The organism is Sphingomonas sp. ERG5 (genome assembly GCF_000803065.1).
GTDB lineage: Bacteria > Pseudomonadota > Alphaproteobacteria > Sphingomonadales > Sphingomonadaceae > Sphingomonas.
In genome coordinates, this window is sequence record NZ_JSXI01000001.1 from 239303 (window position 1) to 265173 (window position 25871).

Below are 25871 nucleotides of genomic sequence, written 5' to 3' on the forward strand. Positions count from 1 at the left end.
GGAATCTGGAGAAACGCGTCGTCTCCGACATCCGGTCGATCCATCACCCTGCCCGGCGGCATGGTTGCTCCTGTCCACCTGCCCCCTCCACCTCTCCCGGGCTTGCCAAACTCACGGGCGTCGCCGGCCGATCCCGACCGAACCCAATCGCATCGTGACTTGCGGCAAATTTTATGGGAACGTTCACAATATCTATCCGGGATCGTCATTTTCTGCCCTGTATCGCCCGTCAAGCAACCCACTCTTCCCCAGGATATCGCTTCATGCAGCTTTCCCGCCGTGCGCTTCTCCAATCCGGTGCGATGGTCGCCGGCCTGTCGCTCGCCCCGCGCGTCGCACTGGCGCAATCCGACCGCATCGAGAGCCTGATCGCGCGCATGACCCTGGCCGAAAAGGCCGGCCAGCTCAGCTGTTTCAGCGATTTGCTGCGCGCACCCGGCGTCGTGTTCAATCCCGGCGCGGCGTCGGGCAATACGGCGGCACAGCTCGCCAATATCCGCGCCGGCCGTGTCGGCATGTTGTTCAACGGCACTGGCGTCGCGGGTGGGCGGGCCATGCAACGCATGGCGCTGGAGGAAACGCGGCTCGGCATTCCGCTGATCTTCGGCGCCGATGTCATCCATGGATTGCGCACGGTTTTCCCGATCCCGCTCGCCGAGGCCGGATCGTTCGACCTCGACCTCGCCGAGCGCACCGCGCGCGGCGCGGCGCTCGAATCCACGGCACTGGGCATTCACTGGACCTTCGCGCCGATGGTCGATGTCGCGCGCGACCAGCGCTGGGGCCGTGTCGCCGAAGGCTCCGGGGAGGACACATATCTCGGCCAGGCGATGGCCGCCGCGCGCGTGCGCGGCTTTCAGGGCAAGGATTTGCGCGACCCCACGCGCATGCTCGCCTGCCCCAAGCATTTCGCGGCATATGGCGCGGTCGCTGCCGGCATGGATTACAATAGCGTCGACATCTCGATGGAGGCCTTGCGCGAAATCCATTTCCCGCCATTCCAGAGCAGCTTCGCGGCCGGCGCGGTGACCGCCATGTCGGCATTCAACGATATCAACGGCGTGCCCGCGACCGCCAATCACTGGCTGCTGACTGACCTGCTACGCGGCGAATGGGCGTTCAAGGGCGTGGTCGTGTCCGACTGGACCGCCGATGAGGAACTGATCGCGCACGGCTATGCCGCCGATGGCCGCGATGCGGCAAAAAAGGCGTTTCTCGCCGGTGTCGACATGAGCATGTCGAGCAACCTCTACAACCTCCATCTGCCGGCGTTGGTCGAGGCGGGCGAGGTGCCGATCGCCGCGGTCGATGCCTCGGTCCGTCGCGTGCTGCATTTGAAGGACATGATCGGGCTGTTCGACAATCCCTATCGCTCGCTGGACGCAAAGGCCGAACGCATCCAGGTCACCAGCCCGGCGCTGCGTAGATTGTCGCGCGAGTCCGGTGCGCGCTCGATCGTGCTGCTCAAGAATGACGGCGGCCTGTTGCCGCTCAAATCCAATCCCGGCCGTATCGCCCTGATCGGCCCGTTCGGCGACGACCGCGACAATGTCGTCGGCATGTGGGCTTTCATGGCGGAGAAGAAGATCAACGTCGATCTGGCAAGCGGCATCCGCGCGAAGCTCGCCGACCCCAGTCAGCTCGATGTGGTCAAGGGCAGCGATGTCGAGGCCGCCCTGCCCGGCGGCATCGAGGCGGCGGTCGCGGCGGCACGCGCGGCGGACGTCGTGCTGCTTGCAATCGGCGAGACGCAGAACATGTCGGGCGAAGCACAATCGCGCACCGCGATTATCGTGCCCCCGGCACAACAGGCCCTGGTCGAAGCGGTGGCGGCAACCGGCAAGCCGGTGATCGTCCTGCTGCGTCACGGCCGCGCCCTGGCGCTGTCGGGCGCGGTCAGGGATGCGCCCGCGATCCTCGCCACCTGGTTCCTTGGCAGCGAGGCCGGCAACGCCATCGCCGACGTCCTGTTCGGCACGGTCAACCCATCGGCCAAGCTGCCGGTCAGCTTCCCGCACGACAGCGGCCAGGAGCCCTATTTCTACAACCACAAGAGCACCGGCCGCCCTGATTCAGGTACGCCGGACGAGCAATTCAGGGCGCGGTATCGCGAAACCGGCAATAATGCGCTCTACCCGTTCGGGCATGGGCTCAGCTACACCAACTTCGCGCTGTCGGCGCTGCAGGTCGGCGGCCCGTTGACAGCGAACGGCACGCTTGCCGTCACCGCCACCATCGCCAATAGCGGCAAGGTCGCGGGCACCGAAGTGGTGCAGCTCTATATTCGCGACCGCGTCGCCAGCCGCACCCGCCCGGTGCGCGAGTTGAAGCGGTTCGAGCGGCTCACGCTCGCGCCGGGCGAAACGAAACAGGTCAGCTTCACGCTCGCCGCGGCCGACCTGCGCTTCTGGGCCGAGGGCAAATGGACGATTGAGCCGGGCGCCTTCGACATCTGGCTCGGCACCTCATCGGTCGGCGGGCTGAAGGACAGCTTCGAGCTGGTTTAGCGCGTCGTGATGCTGCGCTGATCCAATTCCACCGTTCGCCCTGAGCTTGTCGAAGGGCCGTTCTTCTTCTGCGGCAAGAAAGAACAGGGCTTCGACAAGCTCAGTCCGAACGGGGATATTTGGTTTCCTCAATTGATTCCGCTCTAAACGCTCACTCGCCCGGTGCGTGCAAGCTTGCCCCAGCCGACACGCGGGCCGCGCAGCGCCTGGGTGATCGCCTTCAGCACGACATAATACATCACCTGACGATAACCGATGCGCTGCGGGATCAGCAGCCACAACAGCCGCCAATTCTCGCGTCGCTCCAGCGCGAACGCGATGGTGGCGGCGAGCAGGTCGATCGCGGTGAAGACCAGCCAGTAGATCAGCATCTTCTCGACATCATGCTGGGTCTGCGCCCAGCCATGCGCCTGCACCGCGACCCAGGTCGTGATGAAGCTGAGGATCAGTGCCAGATCGATGATCGGCGAGATCGCGGCGAGGATGATCTGAAAGACGATCGCTTGCGGCAAACCGACTCGTGCCAGCCCGCGCGGCTTGCCGCCTGAGATCACCCGGCGATGCTTCCACAGGCATTGCAATGTGCCATAGGCCCAGCGGAAACGCTGCTTGGCAAGACCGGCAAAGCTCTCCGGCGCTTCGGTCCAGGCGACCGCATATTGGTCATAGGTCACGCGCCAGCCGGCACGCTGGATCGCAATGGTCAGGTCCTGATCCTCGGCCAGCGTGTCGTCGGGATAGCCACCGACCTGCCTGATCGCCGCCAGCCGCCAGGCGCCGACTGCGCCCGGCACGACGGTGATCGCGTCGAGCCGCGCCAGCGCGCGCCGCTCAAGATTCTGCGCGGTGATATATTCCAGCGCCTGCCATTTGGTGATCAGATTGACTCGATTGCCGACCTTCGCATTGCCCGCGACCGCGCCAAGCGCCGGATCCTCGAACCAGCGCGCCAGCCGGGCAATGGTCGTCGTCTCGAACTGGGTATCGGCATCGAGCGCGATGATGATCTCGCCCGTCGCCAGTGCCAGTCCATGGTTGAGCGCACGCGCCTTGCCGCCATTCTCCAGCGTCAGCAGCCGCACGCGCGGCTCGTCCGCAAACGCTTCGCGCACCATTTCGCTGGTCCGGTCGTTCGACCCGTCATCGATCACGATCACTTCGATCCGCACTTCGGTCGAGGCCAGCACGCCCTGGACCGCGCGGACGATCACCGTCTCTTCGTTGAACGCCGGGATCATCACCGTCACGAAACGCTCCGAGTCGATCGCCGGGAATATCATCCGCGCCTCGCGCCGCGCCTGGATCAGCGCCAGCGCCGACAAAGTCAGCGCGCGCAGGATGCCGATCGAGATCGCGAACAGGAAGATCCACCCCAGCGCGGTGACGATCGTGCCCAATGTGCCAAAGATGAACAGGTCGACCTGCGCCGCGACACGGTCGCCTTCGGAAATCGGCGGCATCGCCACGTCGCGCGGGATGCCCGCCAGCGTCGATACCGGCACCAGTGTGTAGCCCCGCGCACGCAACTGATCGATGATCACCGGCAGCGCGGCCAGCGTTTGCGCGCGATTGCCGCCGGCATCGTGGAGCAGCACGACATTGCGACTGCAATTGGCGGCCGAATTATTGTCGCACGGCGCCTTGCCGGCATCCACCAGGCTCAGCGTCTTGTCGATGATCGCCTGTACGCCGGGGCGTTTCCAGTCGTCGGGATCGACGTGCAGGCCGACCGAGATATAGCCGCGATCCTGCGCTTGCAGCGCGGGTTCGATTTCGTCCGCCGTGGTCGGTTCGGCATCCCCGAAATAGGGCGCGCGGAACAGCCGCAGCGAGCGCCCGGTGAACGCCTGGAACAAACGCTGCGTGGTGTTGAGCTGGAACGCCGTCTCCGCCGGCGACGCGCCCGCCAGATTGGGATGCGTATAGGTATGACTGCCGATCTCATGCCCTTCCGCCACCATGCGGTTGAGCAGCGAGCGTTGCGTCAGGGCGTTCTCGCCGACGATGAAGAAAGTCGCATGGACCTGCTTTGCCTTGAGCACGTCGAGGATGCGCGGCGTCCAGGTCGGATCGGGCCCATCGTCGAAGGTCAGCGCGATCTGACCCGGCTTATAGCCGGTGCGCGCCACGACATAGGGCGACGGCAACCGCGTGAAATCGACTCCGGCGATCGTTCCGTCGCGCGCGACACTGGTCTGCCGCGTCCCCGCGACCGGCACCGCGGCGATCTTGAGGATTTCGCCATTGCCCTCGATATCGACATCGGTGCCGGCGGGGATCGCGTTGATCGCCGATGGCGGCGGCAGGATACGATGCGACCGGCCGAAAATCGACCACAGGCCGGGATCCTCCGACCCGAGCCGCCACAGCGCGACTCCGCTCAGCCCGGCGCGCTTCAGGAAATGCAGCTGGTTATAGGCCGAGGCCGCGTCAAGCAGCCACACGACATGCCGGCTCTTGCCTTCTTCATAGGCGAAGCTGCTATTGCCGCTGTTGCGGTCGAACATCGGCATCGCGCTCGATTCCTGCGCCGCCTCCCACGCTTCGTCGATCGCCAGCGGCTCACCGCCCTTGTCGTGCCAGTCATAGCCGTAATTACCGATCGCCACGACCAGCTTGCTCTTCGGCACGCCGTTCGCCGCGCGCGCGACGGATTGTTCGAACCAGTTCTGCGACGCGATCGGCCCCGGCTCGCCGCTCAGTTCATGCTCGTCATAGGCCATCAGGAATACGCGATCGACGATCGCCGCATAGGCCGGGATGTTCCAGCTTTCGTCGCCGACCGGCACCGCGATCGCGATGACCCAATTGCGCTTGGCGAAACGCGCCTTGGCCTCGCGCAGAAACGCCTGGTAATCTTTTTGCGACGCGGCCGGCAGTTCCTCGAAATCGAAAAAGGCGCCGCCCGCCTGGTTGGTAACCAGCCAGGGCTCGAGCCGGTCGAGCAGCGCCTTGCGCTGCGCCGGCGCGCGCAGCAGCGCCGTCATCCCGGCCGAATCCCAATCGCCCTGGATCGCGTTCTGGATCATCGGCAGCAGCAGCGGCCGATGCGGTGAATGGTTGATCACATTGCGCCCGGCATCGTCGCGAAACACGGAGATCTTGTGGTCCGCGCCCGTCACCGAAACCCAGCCGGGGATCAGCCAGTCGAGCTCGCCGATATGCTGGCGCAATGATGCCGCGCTGGATTCGTCCCATGGCACATGGAAACCGATCGCCAGCGGCACATCCTCGCTCATGCCGCGTTTGCGGCCGGTCAGCAGCCGGGCATAGTCGAACAGGCGGTGCTTGGTGCGCTTGAGCAGCGGCTCATGCGGCGCCGGCAGCTTGGTCAGCGCGGCATGCTCGGCCTCGACCGGCAGCAGCGGCGCGCGCGGTACCGCGCCGATCGAGATCGCCAGCGCCGCCGCCGCCGCCAGAATGAGCAGGATGAACGCCGCCACCGCCACACCGAAACGGCGACGCCTGCGGCCCGAGGAATCGTAGAAGACGGATTGCTGAGTCATTACGGGTGCGAATAGCCTCCGGGCGTTGGCATTTTCAGGTCATACGCATGACAAATACGTCATGATCGAGCAGCTGGAGCAACCCCAAAATGGGACGGAAATGGCGGGATCGCGCCCTTCCTCCTGGGGCGGATCGACGCAGCACGACGCCGATCTAGATCGCGACGATACGGCTCCCCAGTCTTTCAGCCTCTCCCGCATCGTGGGTGACGAGCAGGATCGGCAGTTTCAGCACATCGCGGAGATGCTCGATCGCCTGCATGACCTCCCCGCGCCGTGCCCGGTCGAGCGACGATAGCGGTTCATCGAGCAACAGGAAACGCGGATTGCTGAGCAGCGCCCGCCCGATCGCCACGCGCCGCGCTTCGCCGCCCGACAACGAGCGCGGCCAGCGGTCGAGCAGATGACCAATCCCGAGAAACGCGATTCCCTCTTCATCGAGTGGACCGTCATTCGCGCCATACAGCAGATTGGCGCGCACCTTCAGATGCGGGAACAGCCGCGCTTCCTGAAACACATAACCCGCGCGCCGATGGTCCGGCGCCAGATCGATCCCGGCAGCGATATCCGTCAGCGTTTCGCCGCCGACCCGGATCGTGCCGCGATCGGGCCGCAACAGGCCGGCGACCATGTTGAGGATGCTGGTCTTGCCCGCCCCGGACGGCCCGAACAGCACCGTGACGCCCTCCCCTGCATCCAGGTCAAGCGCGACCTCGGTTTCGCCGAGCCGCTTCGAGACATGGATTTCAAAGGACATGCAGCCCCCTGCCCGCGCGCCGCGCGAGCAATTCCGACACGATCAGGGCAGCGAGCGACAAGGTGACCGCGATCGCCGACAGCCTCAACACCAGCGCATCGCCGCTCGGCTGCTGCAGCGCGCTATAGATCGCCAACGGCAGCGTCCGGGTCTGGCCCGGCACGTTCGAAACGAAGGTGATCGTCGCGCCGAACTCACCGATCGACCGGGCAAAGCCAAGCACCGCGCCGGCCAGCACACCCGGTACGGACAGCGGCAAGGTGATGGTGCGGAACACCCGCCAGCGCGAAGCGCCCAGCGTCCGCGCCGCGCCCTCCAGCCGCCGGTCGACCGCCTCGATCGACAGCCGCATCGCCCGCACCATCAATGGCAACGCCATCACCCCGGCCGCGATCGCCGCGCCGGTCCAGCGGAACAGCACCGACACGCCGAACCAGCTTTCCAGCCAGCCGCCGATCGGGCCGGTGGGGGCAAAGGCGAGCAGCAACAACCAACCGGTCACCACGGGCGGTACAACCAGCGGCAAATGGATCAGGCCATCAAGGATGATCTTGCCCGGAAAGGCCGCACGGGCGAGTATCCAGGCCAGCGCAAAGGCAATCGGCAAAGTGGCGATCATCGCCACGCCGCCGACCTGCAGCGACAAGGCAATGATCGCCCATTCGTCGGGGGTCAGCATGCGCCACTCGCCGCAAAATACCGTTCGTGCTGAGCCTGTCGAAGCACAGCGTGGCTCATCCCGAACCGTCCCTGAGGCACGCGCCCTTCGACAGGCTCAGGGCGAACGGACGAAGAATATGTCATCAACGCGGCAGGAACCCAAAGCGTGCGAAGATCGCCTTGCCCTCGCGCGACACCAGGAAGCGCCGGAACCCCTCCGCCTCTGGATTGCGCGACGCCGTCAGCCGCGCGATCGGGTAAGTGATCGCGGCATGGCTGGTCGCCGGGAACACCCCCGCCACGCGCACCTTGGTCGAGGCTTGCGCATCGGTCGCATAGACGATCCCGAATGCCGCCGCGTCGCGTTCGACCAGCAGCAGCGCGGCGCGGACATTCTCCGCCCGCACCACTTTCGCTTCAAGCGCGGTCCAGGCGCCAAGCCGGGTCAGCGCCGCGCGACCATAACGCCCCGCCGGGACCGAGTCCGGATCGGCCATCGCCAAACGTCCTGCACCAAGCGCCGCGACGATCGGGCGGCCGCTGCGCAGATCGACGCGCGCGCCATTGCGCACCCCCGTCACCAGCACCAGCCGGTTGCCGAGGAACGACGCGCGGGTGCCCGGGGCGATCAGCCGCTTGGCCGCCAGTTGATCCATCCATTCCTCATCCGCCGAAATAAACAGATCCGCCGGCGCGCCCGCCAGCACCTGCCGCGCCAGTGCCGAGGAGGCCGCGAACGACACGACAGGTTTGGGATGCCCCTTGCGCGCCCAGGCATCGGCGGCAGCGGTGAGCGATTCCTGCAGACTCGCCGCCGCCAGAACCAGCGGCGCGGCCGGAGGCGGCGCTGCAACGGCAGGCACGGCGATGCCGGCGATCAGAGTCATCAACCACAACATCATTCGAAACATGGTCGGCCTCGTCCTGGCGGTTGCGGGGTTCCGACCTAATCCGATCCGGCCGGGCCGTCAGCAGTTAGTTGCGCTCGCCCTCTCTTCCGATCGGCCTGAGCTTGTCGAAGGGCCGTTCTTCTCTCCCGGAAGGACGGTGCTTCGACAAGCTCAGCACGAACGGCGGTGGGTCATCTCAAACCAACCCGGTCTTGCCGCAGGTGAGTGGCCTGAGACAGATTTTCACGCCCCACCTACCGCGCCCGCTGGCATCCGGGCCACGAACCAATTATCGCCCATCGCACCAAATGGGGGGACAAACGCCGATGATCGTCGGAATCGATCTTGGAACGACCAACAGCGCGATCGGCATCTGGCGCGACGGCGCAGCTCAGTTGATCCCCAACGCGCTGGGCGACCTGCTGACTCCCTCGGCGGTCGCGATCGACGACAGCGGCGCGGTGATCATCGGCATGGCCGCGCGCGAGCGCCAGTCGACTCATCCGACCTCGACCGTCACCGCGTTCAAACGCTGGATGGGCACGCGCCAGACCGTCACGCTTGGCGGCAAGACCTTCACTGCCGAGGATCTGTCGGCGATCATGCTGTCCGCCCTGAAAGCTGATGCGGAGGCCTTTCTCGGAGAGCCAGTGACCAGCGCGGTGATCACCGTCCCGGCCTATTTCAACGACCGCCAGCGCAAGGCGACGCGCCGCGCGGGCGAGCTGGCCGGGTTGACCGTCGAACGGCTGATCAATGAACCCACCGCCGCTGCGCTCGCTTATGGGATTCAGGATCGCTCCGAAAAGGAGCCGTTCCTGGTGTTCGACCTTGGCGGCGGCACGTTCGACGTGTCGATCGTGGAGATTTTCGACGGCGTGGTCGAAGTGCGCGCCTCGGCCGGCGACAATCGGCTGGGCGGCGAGGACTTCAACGACACGATCATCGACATCGCCCGCCCACGCATCGACCCCGAAGGTCGGCTGATCGAAATCGACCCGCTGGTGCTGCACGAATTGCTGCGCGCCGCCGCCGAACGCTGCCGCCGGGGTCTGAGCGAACAGGAGGAAGCGAGCTTCACCATCACCTCGGGCGATCGCCAGTTCGCCACCACCGTCACCGCGGGCGAGTTCGAGGCGCAGGCAGCACCTTTGCTGGCGAAGCTGCGCGATCCCGTGCTGCGCTCGCTGCGTGACAGCGACATCCGCGTCGAGACGCTGAGCGAAGTGATCCTGGTCGGCGGCGCAACGCGCATGCCGATCGTGCGCAAGACGATCACGCGCATGTTCGGTCGCTTTCCCAATGCGGCGGTTCACCCCGATCATGCCGTGGCGCTCGGCGCCGCGGTGCAGGGCGGACTCAAGTCGCGCGATGCCGATCTGGAAGAGATTCGCCTCACCGATGTGTGCCCGTTCACGCTCGGCGTCGACAACAGCGCGCCCGACGGACGCGGCGGGTTCCGCCACGGCCTGTTCTCGCCAATCATCGAGCGCAACACGCCGATCCCTGCGAGCCGGGTCAGCTATTATTCCACCTTGACCGACAATCAGCGCAACGTCGAATTCGGCATCTATCAAGGCGAAGCGCGCGAGGTGCAGGGCAATGTAAAGCTCGGCGCGATCAAGGTGCCGGTGCCGCCGGCGCCCGCCGGCCATGTTCATGTCGAATGCCGCTTCAGCTACGACACCAGCGGCCTGCTCGAAGTCGATATCAGCGTTCCGGCATCCGGTCTGGTGCGCAACCTGGTGCTGATGGACGATGACGACGCACCCAATGCCGAGGAGGTCGAGGCGCGGCGCAAGGTGCTCGCCGCACTGAAACGCCACCCGCGCGAGGACAGCCATAACATGGCGGTGCTGGCCCGCGCCGCGCGCTGCTATGAAAGCTTTATCGGCGAGCGCCGCGATATGGTCGGCAAATGGACCGCCCAGTTCGAATCCGCGCTCGACGGGCAGGACCCGCGCGCGATCGACACGGCGCGCGCGCAGTTCGAGGATGCGCTCAACCAGCTCGAGGGCGACCGCTATCTATGAGCCGCCTCTACGGCATCTGGCGGACACTCGGCATAGAGAAGACCCGCGAGGTATCGGCGATCCGCGCCGCTTATGCCCGGGCGCTGAAAGCGTTCGAGATCGATGAAGACCCGGCGCGCTATGCCGCGCTGCGCGATGCCCGTGACGCCGCGCTTGCTCACGCCCGCCAGCCGCAATCCGATGTGCCGGACGACGAGGAGAGCGACAATCTGGAGGATGAGCCGGAGGACCTCATCGCGCCCGGCATTGTGATTCCACTACCCGATTTCACGACCGGCTTCGATGCCCCGACCCTGGTCGACGCGCCGGCGCCGGCCGCGCCGATCTCGATCACGCCGATCGCGCCGGCGGTCGATTTCCGGCCCGCCCCAAGCGAGCCTGTACCGCCCGCCGGCGTGCGAACCCTGCCGCTGGTCGAGGTCACGCTGACGCCGCCGGTTCTCGACCGCACCGAAGCGCCGCCGCTCCGGCTCGTCAACGGCCTCCCCGCCGGGTTCGCCGAAGCAATGGACCAGCGCTACAATGCCGTGCTGGGCTTGCTCTTCCCGCAGGATGAGCGCCGTCATTATCTGCTCGACGGTCGCGATATGCGTCTCTTGCGCGAGCATGTCACCGTGCTGCTCGCCGATCCGCGCCTCGACGAAATTGCTTTTCGCGAGGATGCCGATCGCTGGTTCGCCAATGTCGTCGCGCAATCCATCCCGCGCTCCGACCCGATCCTCGACCGGGTGATGGAGGCATTCGGCTGGCTCGCCAGTCGCGGTCGGATCGACCAGTCCCCGGCGGTCGCCGCGATCGTCGCGCGCCATGACTCGCTCGCCTTCGCCGACGAAGTGCGGGAAAAAGGCCATGCATTGAATTCGGCCTGGCGCGAACTGACAAAACCGGCAGGCGAAAACAGCCGCAGGGGCACCGGCGTCAACGGCACGAAGGTCAGGCAGTTGCTGGCGAAGATCAGGCGCGATCATCCCGATCTGGAATCCCGCCTCGATGGGTATCGCGTATCCTTATGGGAACAACCGCAACCCAGCGCCTTTTTCGGGGATTGGCGCACGATCGCGGTCGGCATCTGGCTGCTCATCATGGTGATCAGTGCAGTTGGCAAAAGCGGGGTGAATCTTGGTCCGGGCGATACCCGGCCGCCGGCCCCTGTCTTCGACCTGCGCAGCCCCGATCAGGCGTATATGGATATCGACGATCTGCTCCAGGATCTTGGCGGGCACTGGATCGACTATGACATGGTGAAGCGCCGTAATCCCGCCTTGTACGAACAACTCACCGCCGCGTGGAAAAGCGCGAAGGACAAGGGCGGCCGACCCGCCTTCTTCACCAACGCCCGCGCCATGTTGATCGAGCGCTATTCAAATGGATTGCTCCAGGCTGATTATGACGCGCTGGTCCTGTATCGCCGTTTGTTTCTTGAAAGACTGAAGCAAGCGCGCGCAGCCGGATCGGCGGCATGCGAACAATATCTTACTGAAGGTACGAGCCCCTCGCTGCAAAATAATCTCGTGCTAAGCGAGCGCGAGCAGGAGGTGATCGCCCGGATACTCCTCGAAACCAACGCCGCGCCATCCGGTGCCAAGGATGAGATCAGGCACTACCGTGTCGATGGCGCGGTGGTCACGGCGGCGGCCAAACGCGCCGGCCTGTCGCGTGACCGGTTCAGCGAAGCGATGTTGGGAAAGGGCACGGCAAAGACCCATTGCAGCGCTACGATCGGCTTGCTTGAAACAGCCCTGAAGTTGCCGAAGGAACAGGGTCTGCCCCTGCTCCGCAATATGTAGCGCCGGGATTGCCTGTCCCGGACGAAGAACGCACCGCAATTCACACGATTTCCGTGACGTCATTTCGCTCCCGTCACTATTACTAGCGACAGACGCTCCGCACCACCTCCGGTACGATACGGGTTCAACATCCCGATATCCCTCAGGAAGGCCGCGTCATGACGATGATTATGGTTGCACCGATCGATGCGCCGGACGGCGCGCTGTTCGGCCACGGCGTCAATCAGCTGACCGGCGAGCGCATCGCCGTCAGCTGCGTGCAGAATCTCCCCGCCCCGGTGATCTCGGTGCCATCCGACAGCGGCGATCACACCACCACGCTGATCGTGCAGGACAGCGCGAGCTATTCGCAGTTGATGAGCACGGTCGCCAATCTGAGCGCGTCGGGCGTCAGCTGGTCGGCATCGGCATCGGTGTCCTATCTGCGCGAACAGGCGAACAGCGACACGACGGTCACGCTCACCTGGACCCGGATCGCGCGCACTCAGGACCGCATGGTCGACTGGACCAGCGCGACGATCGCGCCCGATGCGCTCGCCCTGCTCAGGAACCAGGGCGTCGACGCCTTCCTGGCCAAATATGGCACGCACTGCATCATCGGCATCGCCTATGGCGGTTCCTTCTCGGGCTATTCGCGGATCGAGACGCAATCGGTCAGCGACAAGGAACAGCTCAAGGCGTCGATCAGCGGATCGGTCTCCGGCTTTGGGGTGAACGGGTCGGTCTCCGCCAGCTTCGAGCAGGATTTGCAGAGCAGCAACATCCACTTCACCTCCTCGCAGGACAGCAACGTGGTCGGCGCCGCGCCGATCTCGTTCACCGGCCTCGACATTGCGGGGATGCAGAACGCGGTCAGGGCTTTCGCGCCAAGCGCCAACGGCCCCCTGCCCGGCGTCAGCGGCGCGCCGGTCGCCTTGGTCTGTGTGAGCTGGAACGAATTCGCCGACATCGCCACTGCGCTGGGCAGCAATGTCGGCGCGATCGGCCTCACCACCGAGGAGCATGCGCTGCTCGCACTCTCCTCTGAATATTCCGCGCTGACCTATGTCGCCGGCACCGCCGCCAGCTTGCAGAATTCTCCCGCGGTCATCCCGGCCTATGGACCGCTGCTGGCCCGGCTCGGCGACACGGCCGATCGCGCACGCACCACCATCGCCCAGCTGACGCTGCAGAATGTCCGCGACTTCGCCAGCAGCGGCACCGGAAGCTATGTCCTCGCCGCGACGCTCAAGCCGCAAACCGACCGGATCGGCAACGGCTATGGCGAGATCCAGGTCAGCTATTCGCTCGACTGGGCGTTCAACAACGCAAGCAGCACCTTTACCCGGCTGCTCCAGCCCGGCGGCGGCGAACAGAATCTGGGCGGGTTCAATCACTATCGCGCCGAGGGCAATGACGATGGCGATCAGGTCCTGAGCCTGCTCTATACCTTCGACCGCGACGCCAATGGCGTCCCCTTTATCGGGGCGCGGCTGCACTTTCAGGATCCTTATGCCCCTGAAGCGACTCAGCAGCAGGATTTCGGCAATGGGCGGCAATTGCTCAACCAGACGGCGATCCTCTCCTACACCGCCGCCTGGCCCGATTATCCGTGGAACCAGATCACCATCACCCTGGTCCCGCCGACGGGCTGATCCGGGAGGGTCACCGGGCAAGTCGATTTAATCATTGTCATTGGTCTACGACAGGAGCGGTTCAGGATCTGAAGCGTATTAGGGGCAGGCGAAGGAAGACCGATATGCGCGCAAGCTCCTTATCCGCCCTGCTGCTCACGATCATCGCCACGCCCGCGGTCGCCGCGCCTGGAGCGCAGACCACTGCCGCATGGGCAAACCGACTGACCTGGGGCGTGTCGGCGGCGACCATCAACGGCGCGCAGCCCGGCAGCGGCCATTGGCTCGATGCGCAGCTCAAGCGCCCGGACGACACGCTCCCCTCCGAGGTCAGCGCCCAGATCGCCGCAATGCAGATCAGCCGCAAGCCCTTGGCGGCGCTGGTCGTCGATGAGGATGCGGCGCTCCGCTACGCCAACAAGCTCGCTGACCCGGCTCAGAGAGACGCCGCGCGCAAGGCATATCAGCATGACATGAACAATCTCGCCACTGAGGCGGCGACGCGATCACTGCTGCGCGACCTTTATGCGCCCGACCAGCTGCGCGAGCAGCTGACCTGGTTCTGGTTCAACCATTTCAACGTCCAGGCGCAGAAACGCGACATCCGCGCGATGATCGGCGATTATGAGGACAGGATACGGGACCATTCGCTGGGCAAGTTCCGCGATTTGCTGGAGGCGACGCTCAAGCACCCTGCCATGTTGCGATACCTCGACAATGATCAGAACGCGGCAAACCATATCAACGAGAATTACGCGCGTGAGATCATGGAGCTTCACTCGATGGGCGTCGGGTCGGGCTATACCCAAAAGGACGTACAGGAACTGGCCCGCATCCTGACGGGCGTGGGCGTGGATCTCAACGCCACGGATCCCAGGCTCAGCCCGCAACGTCAGGCGCTCTACCGCCGCGCCGGGCTGTTCGAGTTCAATCCCAATCGCCATGATTTCGGTGACAAGCTGTTCCTCGGTCACACGATCAAGGGCAGTGGTTTCGCCGAGGTCGAAGAGGCGCTCGACCTGATCGCCAGATCACCGGCAACCGCGCATCATATCTCCGAACAGCTCGCGACCTATTTCATCGGCGACACGCCGCCGGCTGCCGTTGTCGATCGCATGACCGCGACATGGCGGCGGAGCGATGGCGACATCGCGGCCGTTCTGCGCACCATGATCCACGCGCCCGACTTCAGCCAGTCGTTCGGCACGGCGTTCAAGGACCCCATGCACTATGCGATTTCCGCCGTCCGCCTGATGTACGGCAACACGATGGTCGTGAACACTCAACCGATCATTGGCTGGCTCAACCGCATGGGTGAAGGTCTTTACACGCGCGAGACGCCCGACGGTTTTCCGATGGCCTCGGCGGCCTGGACCGGGCCGGGCCAGATGTCGGTGCGGTTCGAGATCGCCCGGCAGATCGGCGCCGGCCCGGCCGGGTTGTTCAAACCTCCCGCACCCCCTGTTGCTGCCGGCATGGGGATGACGGACGCGCCGGCGGCGATCGGCCCGATGACATCGACGATGATGGCGTCCGGCGCTGAACCGATCGCCGCTCGTCCTCCGGCACTGGCACCGCCCACGGCTTCGACGCCGCCCCTCCCCAGGCTGCGGAACGCCGCTTACTATAACGACATCGCCCCCGTGCTGGGCGGACAGACCCGGTCGGCACTGACTCAGGCAACCACGCCGCAGGAATGGAATGAATTGTTCCTGTCATCGCCCGAGTTCATGCACCGCTGACAGGGATGGGACTAAAACGACTTGGGGGCTACGCGAATGGAGAAGGCTAATGCTGCTCGATCGTCGTGAACTCATCGCTGCCGCCGCTATCGTGGCGCCGCTGGTTATCGCCGGACGCGCTTTCGCCGCGCCGCAGGCCGGGAGCCGGATGCTCGTCGTGTTCCTGCGCGGCGCCTATGACGCCGTGAACATCATCGCGCCGACGGGGAGCGATTTCTATCACATCTCGCGCCCGACCATCGCGCTGGGCAAGCCCAATCCGACTGACCCCAACGCTCCGATTGCGCTCGACGCCGACTGGAGCCTGCACCCGGCGCTCCGGGAGTCGATCTATCCGCTGTGGCAGAAGAAACAGATCGCCTTCATACCCTTTGTCGGCACCGACGACATGAGCCGCAGCCATTTCGAAACTCAGGACACGATCGAACTCGGCCAGCCGATCGGCGGCCATCGTAACTATAATTCCGGGTTCATGGCGCGGCTCGCCTCGGCGCTCGGGCGGGACAAGCCGATCTCGTTCACCGATCAGCTGCCGCTTTGCTTTCGCGGCGGGCCGGTGATCCCGAACGTCGCACTGGCCGCCGTCGGATCGAAACCGGCCGTCCCCTCAAAGGATGCCGCACTGATCGCCGCCATGTACCAGGGCCAGCATAACGGCGCGAACGACCTTGGCGGTTCAGTCGCCAAAGGGTTCCAGGTGCGTGATGCCGTGTTCAAGACCGTCGACGAAGAAATGAAACAGGCGAGCCGCGGCGCGGTGAGTCCCAAGGGCTTCGAAGCGTCGGCCCGGCACATCGGGCGGCTGATGCGCGACCAGTTCAACCTCGCCTTTGTCGATGTCGGCGGATGGGATACCCATGTCAACCAGGGCGGGGCGCAGGGGTATCTGGCGACGCATATCGGCGAGTTGGGACGTGGACTTGCCGGGTTCGCCAACGAGATCGGCGCTGATGCCTGGCGAAACACGACGGTCGTCGTCGTCTCCGAGTTCGGCCGTACCTTCCACGAAAACGGGGACAAGGGCACCGACCATGGTCATGGCAGCATTTATTGGGTGATGGGCGGCGGCGTGCATGGCGGGCGCATGGCCGGGCCGCAGGTTGCGCTATCGCAAGCGACGCTCAACCAGGGCCGCGACCTCCCCGTATTGACCGATTACCGCTCCATGATCGGCGGGCTCGCGGCGCGACAATTTGGTCTGGGTGGCGACCGGCTTGCCACGGTGTTTCCAGCAGTCAAGCCAGTCGACTTGTCACTCGCCTGACTCGCGCCAGACTCATGATCGGACGTGCCGGGCGGTCGAGTTCTTTACCATCGAACGCGGCTCGTTCAGGAAGCGGCTGAACCGAAAACTGCGTCGACGGGCGGGGATATATGCGATTCGATATAGGGCGGGCGATGGTCGGCATTGTGATGGCGCCCGCTCTGCTGATGCCGGCAGCCGCGATGACCTCGCAAAAGAAGCCGGCCACGGTCCTCGTGCGCCATGAAGCGGTGGTCGACCAGGACATCGCGCGGTTCTGGCGGGCGTTCGATGCAATAAACGCCACATCCGATCCGGCCGAGCGCCTGCGCCTGATCCAGACGATGTATATCGACCCCGGCACGCCCGGTTTGCACGCGCTCATGGCGGCGCGCCGTTACACGGCACAGCAATATGTCGAGGCAATCGTCGGATGGCCCAAATTCTGGACATCGGTCAGGCCGCTTACGGCCCGTTCGCGTCAGGCCGTCGGGACATTGACCGGCGATGTCGCCAAATTCCGCCGCCTGTATCCGGACCTCCGCCCGGCAACGATCACTTATGCCATCGGCGTCCTGCGCACCGGCGGCACGACGGTTGGCGACAAGGTGCTGATCGGCGCGGAACTGGCGCTCGGGGACGACAGCGTCGATGTATCGGAATTGCCCGAACCGCTCCGCTCGCGCCTGACCGTCTTCTTCAAGTCCGGGCCGTTCGCGAACAATGCCCAGAACAACATCCACGAATATGTGCACACCCAGCAGCAGGAGACGCAGGGCAGTTTGCAGCAACAGGCGTTGCGCGAGGGCGTGGCGGAATTGGTCGCCGAATTGATCACCAACCGCAAACCCGCACTGCCTGTATATACTTATGGTCCGGCGCATGATGCCGCGATCAAGGCGCGCTTCAGGAGCGAGAGGGACGGCGGCAATTATGACAATTGGCTGTGGAACAGTGCGAAAAACAGCTTCGGGGTGAGCGATGTCGGTTATTACGCCGGCTACCGCATTGCCCGAAGCTATTATGACAAGGCGCGGGACAAACGCGCCGCCGTAAAGACGCTGATCGAACTGCCCTATGACAACGCAGCGGCTGTCCGCGCGCTTGTCGATCGTTCGGGTTATTTCGAATGAGGACTTACGGCCAGTCGCGCCGCCGCACCGCCCAATAAATCAGACACCCGACGGCGAATACCGGCGGCGCTATCAACATGCCGACGACCTGAAGCAGTGCGATCCCCAGGGCACTCCGGCTGCTCCATTGGCGTGCGCTTCACCACCCTCCCCGTCCGCGCCTTGACGCGCTCTGACCGTCGGCGGTTTCGCCGTTGAGCGGGACAAGGATGACAGAAGAGTCCGCGATGTCATATGGTCGATTTCGGAGAGAATCACTTGTTGGGGAGCATGCGCCGTGATCGACCATCTGGGTATCAGAGCAACCGATTTTGAGGCATCCCGACGCTTCTACGATGCCGCACTGGCGGCGATGGGCATCGTCCCAGTGATGGAAGTCACGCCCGAACAATCGGGAGGGTATCATGGCATCGGCTATGGCAGGAATGGCAAGCCGACCTTCTGGCTGGGCAATAACGGCCCCGTTGGAGACGGCATCCATGTCGCCCTCTCCGCCGTCTCCCGCGCCGAAGTCGACGCCTTCCATCAGGCGGCATTGGCGGCGGGCGGACGGGACAATGGTCCGCCCGGGATCCGCGCGCATTATCATCCGACCTATTATGGCGCCTTTGTCCTCGATCCCGACGGCATCAATGTCGAGGCGGTCTGCCACGCCCCGGAATGACCACTGGTCGGACGCCCGCGGTTAAGCTGTCCTAGCGGCAGATGACCTTGCCGCGATCGATCGACTGACCGAGCAGCGCACCACCGCCCGCGCCGATCAGCGTGCCGAGCAGGCGCGATCCGCCCCGTGGCAGCATGTGGCCGAGTGCGCCGCCCGCGAGACCACCGAAGATCAGCCCGGTCGTGCCATCCGAGCGGCGGCAATAATATCGATTGTCGCTGCCGCGATAGAGCCGGTCGTCCCGCCCCAGGGAACGCGGCTGATAATAGCGCCCGTCGCGATAATAGCGGTTGGCATAATAGGTCCGCTGGCCCGGCTCGTAACGATCATGATCGTAATTGCGATATTGTCGCCAATCGCGCCCTTCGCGGCCATTCGGGCCGGCCTGTTGATTATAGACGCGCAGCGCGTCACGCGAATTTTGCTGGGCCTTGGCGGGAACGATAAAGAAGCAGGCCGCGAACAGCGCGGTGGACAACGAGCGGACGCGCATGAATTCCTCCTCCTGGCACAGGGGCACAACGGCAGATCAGGTGCCGGTTTACCCAATACGTCGATGAAGACCAGTCACCCTGCCGCGAAGATACGGCCAATTTGGTGTATTCAGTGAACTGATCCTGTAATTCCCCGTCTTCCTGAAAACCGTCCTTCAATGCCTGGCTTGAGGGTTGGTTCGAAAATGGAGCAAGCGATGAAGATCACGCTACGTCTCTGCGTCGGGTTGGTTGCCGGGTGTATAACCGCCGTCGCTCTTGCTCTCGCAGCGACCTTCGTGGCGCGAACGCTGTGGCCCGACTATGCGGCCGCCGAACCGGAAAAGGCTTATAGCGTTGCCATGCTCCTCTCACGGCTCGCCGCCGGAGCATTCTGCACCGCCGGCGCGGCTTGTGTCACAACGATCATCGCCGGAGACAATGGAAAAGCGACATCTTGGCTCGGCGGGGTGTTCCTCGCGGTTTCTCTCCCGATCCATCTCTGCCGTGTTTGGGCGGACTATCCCGTCTGGTATCACCTCCTCTATCTGTCCTACCTCGTGCCTGTCGCAGGGTTGACCGGTCGGGTCGCCGGCAAGCGCTCCGGCGGGGACGTTCGCCATGTCACATCGTCGCTCGAAAACTGACACCCGGTTGACATGGCGGCCGTGTAAAACGTCGTGACGTGCTAAAATTGTCGAGGAATATGCTGGCTGCACGGTCATCGTAATGCCGCGGTTCGGGACGACGACACTGGACAGCGCATACGCGACGTTCGCCGCATCGGCGTTGCGCGGAACGGACACCCGCTGCCAGGCCATTGCTGACGGGGCGACCGATCTCCTAGGTACGGACCCACACGGATTTCGCGGCCTATGCGCAAGAATGAAGGGAGTTCGAATGCCTGTTCCGAACCACAATCCCAAGGTCGACGCCTATCTCGACGCCGCGGAGGATTTTGCGAAGCCAATTCTCGTTCATGTCCGCGGTCTGCTCCACGCGAATTGCCCCGAGGTGACCGAGGAGATCAAATGGGGGAACCCGCATTTCGACTATAAGGGCGAGATGATGTGCATTTTCGCCGCCTACAAAAATCATTGTTCCTTCAGCTTCTGGAAGGACGGCCTGATGGCCGATGCGCGGCTCAAGGCGAATGCGGACCTGCCGGCCATCAAACGATTCATGGGCAAGCTGATGACCGTCACCGACCTGCCCGCGGACAGCGACCTAGTCTCCTGGATCAGGGAAGCCATGTCGCTGAACGAGCGCGGCGTGAAGCTTCCGCCGCGCCAGTCCGACGGCCCCAAAAGAGAAGTCGGGATACCCGACGCCTTTGCCGAACGGCTGGCGGCGCAGCCGGCGATCAAGGCCATTTTCGAGGGCAAGTCTTCGTCGTTCCAGAAGGAGTATAATGTCTGGATCGGCGAGGCGAAGACCGACGCAACCCGCGATAAACGCATCGACGAAGCCCTGACCTGGATCGCCGACGGCAAGGGTCGTTTCTGGAAATATGCCAAGGCCGGCTGAAGGCGGCGGCGGGTACGGCACCCTTTAAGGCGGTTTCAGCCAATGCCCGGGTGGCGCGACCAAAGGGGTTATTTGTACCCCTCACCGCAATACGCTGCGGCCTCCGCTAAGCCTCTCCGTGGCAAGCGATCTGCTCGACCTTCGCCGTGCGCGGATCGTAAAGCATATCGATCACGCCACATCCCCCGTCGAAAATAAGCGGCATTTCGGAGGGCTTCACCCAATGCCGCTCATTCGCCTCGGGTCGAGTATCGGGCGGGCACTGAACCTTTTTAAAGCTGCCGTCAGGCATGAGCAGAGAACATCTATAGCCCTTGGGGCGCTTGGTTTTCGTATCGGCGTCGAACAGGACCGCAATCTTGCCGTCAGGCCGGACTGAGTAGAACCGTGCGTATTGCTGCAAGGGCCGTGCGCCAATCGGCAGCCTGACTGTCGTATCGATTGCATCCATAAGACGGACGCGCTCGCGCGCCGAAAGGCCCATGGAGCCTTGCACCGGCACAAGCAGTGCAATGAGACCGAGCAATATCATGGCCTGTCCACTCGCGCTTCGGCCGAAAGCGGCCGCTTGGGTATTTCGGGGTATTTCGGGGACACCTTACTTAACTCCCGGCCCCACCTGCAACCGGCGGATGCGGAACGGATCGCCAGTTCCTGCATGAGACACGCTTGCATCACGGTTGTCATCCGGACGTTCGACACATAGATGAGCATTATGCTCGACCTTTCGTCCAGCCCCTCCCCGCCGCCCGTCGTGATGGATGCGCTGAGCCAGGTCCTGCAGGACTTTCGCCTGAGTGGCGTCAACTATGGCCGCTGCGAACTCAAGCACCCCTGGAGCATCGGCTTCCCACAGCAGGGATTGCTGCGCTTTCACTTCGTCAGCAAGGGGCCGTGCTTCATCCACACCGAAGCGCAGGGCTGGCAGCAATTGCATGACGGGGATCTGGTGCTGTTGCCGCAAGGCGCCGCACACCGTCTGGCCAGTTCGCCCGATGTCGTGAACGACTGCCTCAAGGATTGCCAGGTGGTCGGGTTGGGCGGCAATGTCTGCGAGGTCGTGCGCGAAGGCACCGGCGCGACCAGCACCCTTTTCTGCGGCTCGATGGTCCTGGACGCTTATGCGCTTCACCCGCTGATCAACCTCATGCCGCCACTCATCAAGGGCTGTGACGTGGCCGCCAATGATCCGATTGTCGGCCCCTTGCTGGAAGCCATGACGGCGGAGGCGTCGCAACCCCGCATGGGCAGCGCCACGATCCTGTCGCGCATGGCCGATTTGCTGACCGCGCGACTCATCCGTTGCTGGGTCGATGGTACCGGCAGTTCGACCAGCGGCTGGCTCGCCGCGATCCGCGACCCCCATCTCGGTCGCGTCCTGGCGGCGATGCACCGCGACCCCGGCAATGGCTGGACGCTCGAAAGCCTGGCCGCGCTCGCCGGCCAGTCGCGCTCGGTGTTCGCCGAGCGTTTCAGCACAGTCCTCGGCGAAGGCGCGGCGCGCTACCTTGCGGGCCTGCGCATGCAGCTTGCGCGGGAATGGCTCGGCCAGGGCAGCATGTCGGTTGCCGAGGTCGCCGGCCGGCTGGGGTATCAGTCCGAGGCGTCGTTCGCGCGCGCGTTCAAGCGCATCACCCGCGTCTCGCCGGGCGTTGTGCGGCGCACAAATTCCGGACGAATAGGCATGGAATTCGGATCATAGGATACAGATCATCCTGAAAGACGCGACTATGGAGAGCTCCAATCCAGGAGATTCTTCATGTCGGACACAATGGCCCTGCAACTCGACGGCGCGGCGATAGAGGGTGACGGCCCCGCGGCGGACGCGTGGGACGCAAAGACCTGGTTTGCGGTCCTGTCGATGGCGGCGGCCAGCTTTGCGCTGGTGTCGGCCGAATTCCTGCCCGCCGGCCTGTTGACGCCGATGGCGCACGACCTCGGCGTCAGCCAGGGCGTGGCCGGACAGGTCGTCACCGCCACGGCGTCGGTCGGCGCCGTGACTGCCTTGCTCAGCAATGTGCTGATCGGCCGGTTGAACCGCAAGACGGTGCTGGTCGGGCTCAGCGCGCTCGCGATCGGCTCCAACATCCTTGCCGCGCTGGCGACCGATTTCTGGTGGTTGCTGCTGGGCCGGGCCGGACTGGGCATTGCCCTGAGCGGCTTCTGGGCGCTGTCGGTCGCGGTCGTGGCGCGGGTGGCCGGCGTCAACTCGATCGGCCGGGGCATGGCGATCGTCACCCTCGGCGTCTCGCTTGCCACCATCGCCGCGCCGGCGATGGGCGCGTTGATCAGCGACTGGCTGGGCTGGCGCAGCGCGATGGCGATGACCGCGGGGCTGGCCGCGCTGGCCATGCTGCTTCAGGCGCTGAGCCTCCCGACCTTGCCCGCGACCACCAGCAACAGTCTCGCCGATGTCCTCCGGCTGACGCGGCGGCGCGGCATTCAGCTCGGCATGCTCGCCATTCTCCTGCTGATGACGGGACATTTCGCGGGCTCGGTCTATGTTCGCCCCTTCCTCGAACAGGTGACGCTGCTGTCGACGGTGCCGATTGCCCTGGCGCTGCTCGGATTCGGCATCGCCGCCGTGGCGGGTAATGTCGCGGGTGGCCGTCTGGCCGATGCGAACATCCGCATGGCGTTGCTGGCCACCAGCGCGCTGATGGGGTTGGCGGCTTTCGCCCTGGTGCTCGCGGGCGCGCATGTCGCGGTCGCCTTCGTCTTCGTGACTTTATGGGGCTTCGCGTTCGGCATGGCGCCGGTGGTGCTGCCGACCAATCTGTCCCGCGCCGCGCCTGACGCGCTGGAAGCGGCGGGCAGCCTGATGGTCACCTCCTTCCAGGTCGCCATCACGATCGGCGCGGTGGTCGGCGGCTATGTCGTGGACACTTATGGCGCCATCGCACCCTTGACCCTCACCGCCCTCCTTGCCGCGGCCACGGTCGTTCTGGCGCTGCTCCAGCGCCGAACGTGAACTTCCGGCGTTGCAACGCCGCAGCGCCATTCCTGCCGGCTTAGTCCCAGCGCCTGTTTGATGACGCTGGTCCACCAGGCCAGCTGCAACGCCACTCCATCATCGCGACGGCGACCTCAAGCAATTCCGGGAGACGTGTCGCCGCTATCGCATCGGTATCGAACATCCTGACATCGGCGCCTGGCATCGCGGTTGCCAGCATCGCCGGAATGAGTTTAGACCGATGGCCCTTCCCTCGCGAGCAACCTTATGAAGGTGCCGCAAGCAACTCCTGATTGAGGATGGACATGGATGGTTGATGCCAATCCACAGGATGGCGCTTCGCCGAAGCGGGCCGTGGCAACGCGGACAACCCGCATCATCATGGCTTTTTTCGCCTGTGCCGCGGCATTGATCTTCTACCACATCCTCCGGGAAACCGGTCCCGACGCACCGCTTGCCTTGCTGAACAGGGGCGATTGGACTGCCGGAGCGCTCAAGCTTGGAAGCTACGCCCTGATTGCGACGGGCATTCAGATGCTCATCTTCACGCGGAGCCCGCAGCTTGGCTTTCACGGCCTTCTCGCGGTCACGGCGGTACTTGCCGGCGTCCTGATCCTCTGGAAACTCTTCCTTCGCCTTGCCGATGGCCTGCCATTCCTCGCGCCCCCTTTGGCGTTCCTCGTCGCGGCCGGGCTGCTGGTCTGGGCATGGAAACGCCGGGCATACACAGCGCCGCTCACCCCGGTCGGAGCCGGCGTTGCGATCGTTCTGGCTCTGCCCGTGATACTGCTCGTCATCTGGATGGTGATGCTGCAGACGCTATTATGATGCGCAGGGTCGAGGGTGAAGCCGCGCGCGCTTCCAGAATTGCGCTTGGTCCATGTGCGTTAGACATCATCTCATGGTCGATGCGCGGCAGCGCCTGCGCAAAGACGGTATGAGCGATCAGCCCATCGGCCCGGATCGGCGATGGCGACAGAGATATGCAACAAGCCGCACCGTCACCCCATGGCTATAGCCGGTTCGCCCGCGCCCGCTTGCCGAGATAGGTCGCGCTGGGCTTGGGCGTGCGCCTGAAGGTCTGGCGGTCGACCGCGACCAGCCCGAAGCGCTGCTTATAGCCGAACACCCATTCGAAATTGTCGAGCAGCGACCAGTGAAGATAGCCGCGCACGTCGATCCCGTCATTGATGCACGCACGCACCTCCGCCAGCGCGCGGTCGATATAGGCAACGCGGCGCGTGTCGTCCTCGGTCGCAATGCCGTTTTCGGTGACATAGATCGGCTTGCCGGTCGCCTTGGCGGCGTAGCGGATCGTCTCGCCCAGCGCCTCGGGGTAGAACTCATAACCCGCCGCGGTCATCTCCGCGCCCTTGGGCGCGGCAACCAGGCCGGCCTTGTCGATCAGGATGCGGGTATAGGTCTGCATCCCGACGAAATCGCCCTTTGCCGCCGCGCCCATCCACGGCCCGACCAGCTGCGCGGCAACCGCCTCGGCCTTGTTGCCCTCACCGACGCCCTGCACGGCCTGCAGCGCGATGGTGATGCCGACCGGAAAATCGCCCGGCCCGGCCTTGATCGCCTGAAACGCTTTCTCGTGCGCCAGGACCTGATTGGCCTCGCTCTTGTCGAGGTCGGCGAACACCACTGAGGCAAAACGGTCCGATCCGCTCGCCTTGGCGCAGGCGGCGAACATCGCCCGCGCGAATGGCGCGATCGTCTTGAACATGGGATTGGCCTGCAGCGCGCGCGCTGTATTGGCCTCGTTGAAGGTGGCGGCGGCATGGATCAGCGGGCCAAGCTTCGCGGTCGCTTTCTCGGCAAAACGCGCGAACAGGTCGGAACTGTCGGCGTGTTCGAACCCGCCACGCATCGCGAACCAGCGCGGGACGGTCCAATGACTATAGGTGACGATCGGGGCGAGGCCATGCGCGTGGCACGCTTCGAGCACGCGCAGATAATGGTCGAGCTCGGCTTCGCTGAACTTGCCCGGCTCGGGCTCGATCCGCGCCCATTCGATCCCGAAACGATGCGCGTTGAAGCCCAGTTTCGCGGCGAGTGCGATATCCTCCTCATAACGATGATAGGCGTCGCACGCGTCAAGCGACGGCTCCGCGAACAGGGTCGGCTTGATATTCTCCGCCAGCCACAGATCGGCATTGATATTATTGCCCTCGATCTGATGCGCGGCGGTCGCCGTGCCCCAGAGAAAGCCCGTGGGAAGCGGCTTCGGCGCTTTCCCCGCGGCCTGCGCTACAGGGGCCAAGGCGGCCGCGGCCGTACCGGCAACGCCGGCCATCACGGCCCGGCGGGATAGATTGGCAGCCTCGCCCATAACCCTCTCCTGTCGCGCCACGTCGCCCGCGGCATTGCGGTTTTTCGT

20 protein-coding genes are annotated in these 25871 nt (G+C 64.5%); 13 read left to right on the forward strand and 7 right to left on the reverse strand.

Translation table 11 applies throughout. The features are described 5' to 3' along the window. The first annotated feature begins 263 nt into the window (after nucleotides 1–263). A complete protein-coding gene (gene bglX, locus OO12_RS01110; RefSeq protein WP_034156753.1) occupies nucleotides 264–2507 on the forward strand; it encodes a beta-glucosidase BglX in 2244 nt (747 codons plus the stop codon). A gap of 143 nt (nucleotides 2508–2650) precedes the next feature. Here bglX and OO12_RS01115 read toward each other — a convergent pair whose 3' ends face one another. From OO12_RS01115 to modA, 4 genes are all read right to left on the reverse strand, one after another. Further along, the gene (locus OO12_RS01115) at nucleotides 2651–6013 is read right to left on the reverse strand and encodes a polysaccharide deacetylase family protein (RefSeq protein WP_034156754.1); all 3363 of its coding nucleotides are present in this window, start codon (nucleotides 6011–6013) and stop codon (nucleotides 2651–2653) included. A gap of 154 nt (nucleotides 6014–6167) precedes the next feature. After that, on the reverse strand, nucleotides 6168–6770 hold the full coding sequence (locus tag OO12_RS01120) for an ATP-binding cassette domain-containing protein (protein WP_034156755.1): 603 nt from the start codon (nucleotides 6768–6770) through the stop codon (nucleotides 6168–6170). Further along, a complete protein-coding gene (gene modB, locus OO12_RS01125; protein WP_034156756.1) occupies nucleotides 6760–7449 on the reverse strand; it encodes a molybdate ABC transporter permease subunit in 690 nt (229 codons plus the stop codon). Before modB ends, OO12_RS01120 begins: the two co-directional genes overlap by 11 nt. Nucleotides 7450–7573: 124 nt before the next feature. Further along, complete coding sequence (gene modA, locus OO12_RS01130; RefSeq protein ID WP_034156757.1) at nucleotides 7574–8341, reverse strand: molybdate ABC transporter substrate-binding protein; 768 nt, start codon at nucleotides 8339–8341, stop codon at nucleotides 7574–7576. Between the two features lie 305 nt (nucleotides 8342–8646). Between modA and OO12_RS01135 the strand changes: the two genes are divergently transcribed. From OO12_RS01135 to OO12_RS01165, 7 genes are all read left to right on the forward strand, one after another. Then, nucleotides 8647–10353: an Hsp70 family protein gene (locus OO12_RS01135; RefSeq protein ID WP_034156758.1), complete on the forward strand. Its 1707-nt coding sequence runs from the start codon at nucleotides 8647–8649 to the stop codon at nucleotides 10351–10353. Next, entirely contained in the window at nucleotides 10350–12140 is a 1791-nt protein-coding gene (locus tag OO12_RS01140; RefSeq protein ID WP_034156759.1) for a hypothetical protein, read from the forward strand. Before OO12_RS01135 ends, OO12_RS01140 begins: the two co-directional genes overlap by 4 nt. Nucleotides 12141–12298: 158 nt before the next feature. Further along, nucleotides 12299–13774, forward strand: coding sequence for an MAC/perforin domain-containing protein (locus OO12_RS01145; RefSeq protein ID WP_034156760.1), 1476 nt, complete (start codon nucleotides 12299–12301; stop codon nucleotides 13772–13774). A gap of 104 nt (nucleotides 13775–13878) precedes the next feature. Then, nucleotides 13879–15495, forward strand: coding sequence for a DUF1800 domain-containing protein (locus tag OO12_RS01150; RefSeq protein ID WP_034156761.1), 1617 nt, complete (start codon nucleotides 13879–13881; stop codon nucleotides 15493–15495). A gap of 49 nt (nucleotides 15496–15544) precedes the next feature. Beyond that, nucleotides 15545–16759, forward strand: coding sequence for a DUF1501 domain-containing protein (locus OO12_RS01155; protein ID WP_034156762.1), 1215 nt, complete (start codon nucleotides 15545–15547; stop codon nucleotides 16757–16759). 134 nt (nucleotides 16760–16893) lie between these two features. Next, nucleotides 16894–17871, forward strand: coding sequence for a hypothetical protein (locus tag OO12_RS01160; RefSeq protein ID WP_235364635.1), 978 nt, complete (start codon nucleotides 16894–16896; stop codon nucleotides 17869–17871). Nucleotides 17872–18148: 277 nt separating this feature from the next. Then, nucleotides 18149–18535: a VOC family protein gene (locus OO12_RS01165; RefSeq protein ID WP_034156763.1), complete on the forward strand. Its 387-nt coding sequence runs from the start codon at nucleotides 18149–18151 to the stop codon at nucleotides 18533–18535. A 31-nt stretch (nucleotides 18536–18566) separates the two neighbouring features. On the opposite strand, the gene OO12_RS01170 is transcribed toward OO12_RS01165, so the two are convergent. Continuing rightward, a complete protein-coding gene (locus tag OO12_RS01170) occupies nucleotides 18567–19028 on the reverse strand; it encodes a glycine zipper 2TM domain-containing protein (RefSeq protein ID WP_034156764.1) in 462 nt (153 codons plus the stop codon). Nucleotides 19029–19226: 198 nt separating this feature from the next. Between OO12_RS01170 and OO12_RS01175 the strand changes: the two genes are divergently transcribed. Next, entirely contained in the window at nucleotides 19227–19655 is a 429-nt protein-coding gene (locus OO12_RS01175) for a hypothetical protein (protein ID WP_152616195.1), read from the forward strand. A gap of 253 nt (nucleotides 19656–19908) precedes the next feature. Next, on the forward strand, nucleotides 19909–20535 hold the full coding sequence (locus OO12_RS01180; RefSeq protein ID WP_034156766.1) for a YdeI/OmpD-associated family protein: 627 nt from the start codon (nucleotides 19909–19911) through the stop codon (nucleotides 20533–20535). A 106-nt stretch (nucleotides 20536–20641) separates the two neighbouring features. Here the strand turns inward: OO12_RS01180 and OO12_RS01185 are convergent, their stop codons facing one another. Continuing rightward, nucleotides 20642–21067: a hypothetical protein gene (locus OO12_RS01185; RefSeq protein WP_034156767.1), complete on the reverse strand. Its 426-nt coding sequence runs from the start codon at nucleotides 21065–21067 to the stop codon at nucleotides 20642–20644. A 174-nt stretch (nucleotides 21068–21241) separates the two neighbouring features. On the opposite strand from OO12_RS01185, the gene OO12_RS01190 reads away from it, so the two are divergent. The 3 genes from OO12_RS01190 (at nucleotide 21242) to OO12_RS01200 (ending at nucleotide 24316) form a co-directional block, all read left to right on the forward strand. Continuing rightward, nucleotides 21242–22237 (forward strand): AraC family transcriptional regulator, encoded by a 996-nt coding sequence (locus tag OO12_RS01190; protein ID WP_200887357.1) that lies wholly within the window; start codon nucleotides 21242–21244, stop codon nucleotides 22235–22237. 57 nt (nucleotides 22238–22294) lie between these two features. Next, nucleotides 22295–23506 carry an MFS transporter gene (locus OO12_RS01195; RefSeq protein ID WP_034156768.1) on the forward strand — a complete coding sequence of 404 codons (1212 nt, stop codon included), beginning with the start codon at nucleotides 22295–22297 and terminating at the stop codon, nucleotides 23504–23506. Nucleotides 23507–23842: 336 nt separating this feature from the next. Continuing rightward, entirely contained in the window at nucleotides 23843–24316 is a 474-nt protein-coding gene (locus OO12_RS01200; RefSeq protein ID WP_152616196.1) for a hypothetical protein, read from the forward strand. 184 nt (nucleotides 24317–24500) lie between these two features. On the opposite strand, the gene OO12_RS01205 is transcribed toward OO12_RS01200, so the two are convergent. Beyond that, nucleotides 24501–25823, reverse strand: coding sequence for a glycoside hydrolase family 1 protein (locus tag OO12_RS01205; RefSeq protein ID WP_034156770.1), 1323 nt, complete (start codon nucleotides 25821–25823; stop codon nucleotides 24501–24503). Nucleotides 25824–25871: the final 48 nt, after the last annotated feature.

Bases quoted from the DNA above. Each gene is read 5' to 3' on its own strand.
- bglX (WP_034156753.1), top strand. From the start codon at position 264: ATGCAGCTTTCCCGCCGTGCGCTTCTCCAATCCGGTGCGATGGTCGCC.
- OO12_RS01115 (WP_034156754.1), bottom strand. From the start codon at position 6,013: ATGACTCAGCAATCCGTCTTCTACGATTCCTCGGGCCGCAGGCGTCGC.
- OO12_RS01120 (WP_034156755.1), bottom strand. From the start codon at position 6,770: ATGTCCTTTGAAATCCATGTCTCGAAGCGGCTCGGCGAAACCGAGGTC.
- modB (WP_034156756.1), bottom strand. From the start codon at position 7,449: ATGCTGACCCCCGACGAATGGGCGATCATTGCCTTGTCGCTGCAGGTC.
- modA (WP_034156757.1), bottom strand. From the start codon at position 8,341: ATGTTTCGAATGATGTTGTGGTTGATGACTCTGATCGCCGGCATCGCC.
- OO12_RS01135 (WP_034156758.1), top strand. From the start codon at position 8,647: ATGATCGTCGGAATCGATCTTGGAACGACCAACAGCGCGATCGGCATC.
- OO12_RS01140 (WP_034156759.1), top strand. From the start codon at position 10,350: ATGAGCCGCCTCTACGGCATCTGGCGGACACTCGGCATAGAGAAGACC.
- OO12_RS01145 (WP_034156760.1), top strand. From the start codon at position 12,299: ATGACGATGATTATGGTTGCACCGATCGATGCGCCGGACGGCGCGCTG.
- OO12_RS01150 (WP_034156761.1), top strand. From the start codon at position 13,879: ATGCGCGCAAGCTCCTTATCCGCCCTGCTGCTCACGATCATCGCCACG.
- OO12_RS01155 (WP_034156762.1), top strand. From the start codon at position 15,545: ATGCTGCTCGATCGTCGTGAACTCATCGCTGCCGCCGCTATCGTGGCG.
- OO12_RS01160 (WP_235364635.1), top strand. From the start codon at position 16,894: ATGGTCGGCATTGTGATGGCGCCCGCTCTGCTGATGCCGGCAGCCGCG.
- OO12_RS01170 (WP_034156764.1), bottom strand. From the start codon at position 19,028: ATGCGCGTCCGCTCGTTGTCCACCGCGCTGTTCGCGGCCTGCTTCTTT.
- OO12_RS01175 (WP_152616195.1), top strand. From the start codon at position 19,227: ATGAAGATCACGCTACGTCTCTGCGTCGGGTTGGTTGCCGGGTGTATA.
- OO12_RS01180 (WP_034156766.1), top strand. From the start codon at position 19,909: ATGCCTGTTCCGAACCACAATCCCAAGGTCGACGCCTATCTCGACGCC.
- OO12_RS01185 (WP_034156767.1), bottom strand. From the start codon at position 21,067: ATGATATTGCTCGGTCTCATTGCACTGCTTGTGCCGGTGCAAGGCTCC.
- OO12_RS01190 (WP_200887357.1), top strand. From the start codon at position 21,242: ATGAGCATTATGCTCGACCTTTCGTCCAGCCCCTCCCCGCCGCCCGTC.
- OO12_RS01195 (WP_034156768.1), top strand. From the start codon at position 22,295: ATGTCGGACACAATGGCCCTGCAACTCGACGGCGCGGCGATAGAGGGT.
- OO12_RS01205 (WP_034156770.1), bottom strand. From the start codon at position 25,823: ATGGGCGAGGCTGCCAATCTATCCCGCCGGGCCGTGATGGCCGGCGTT.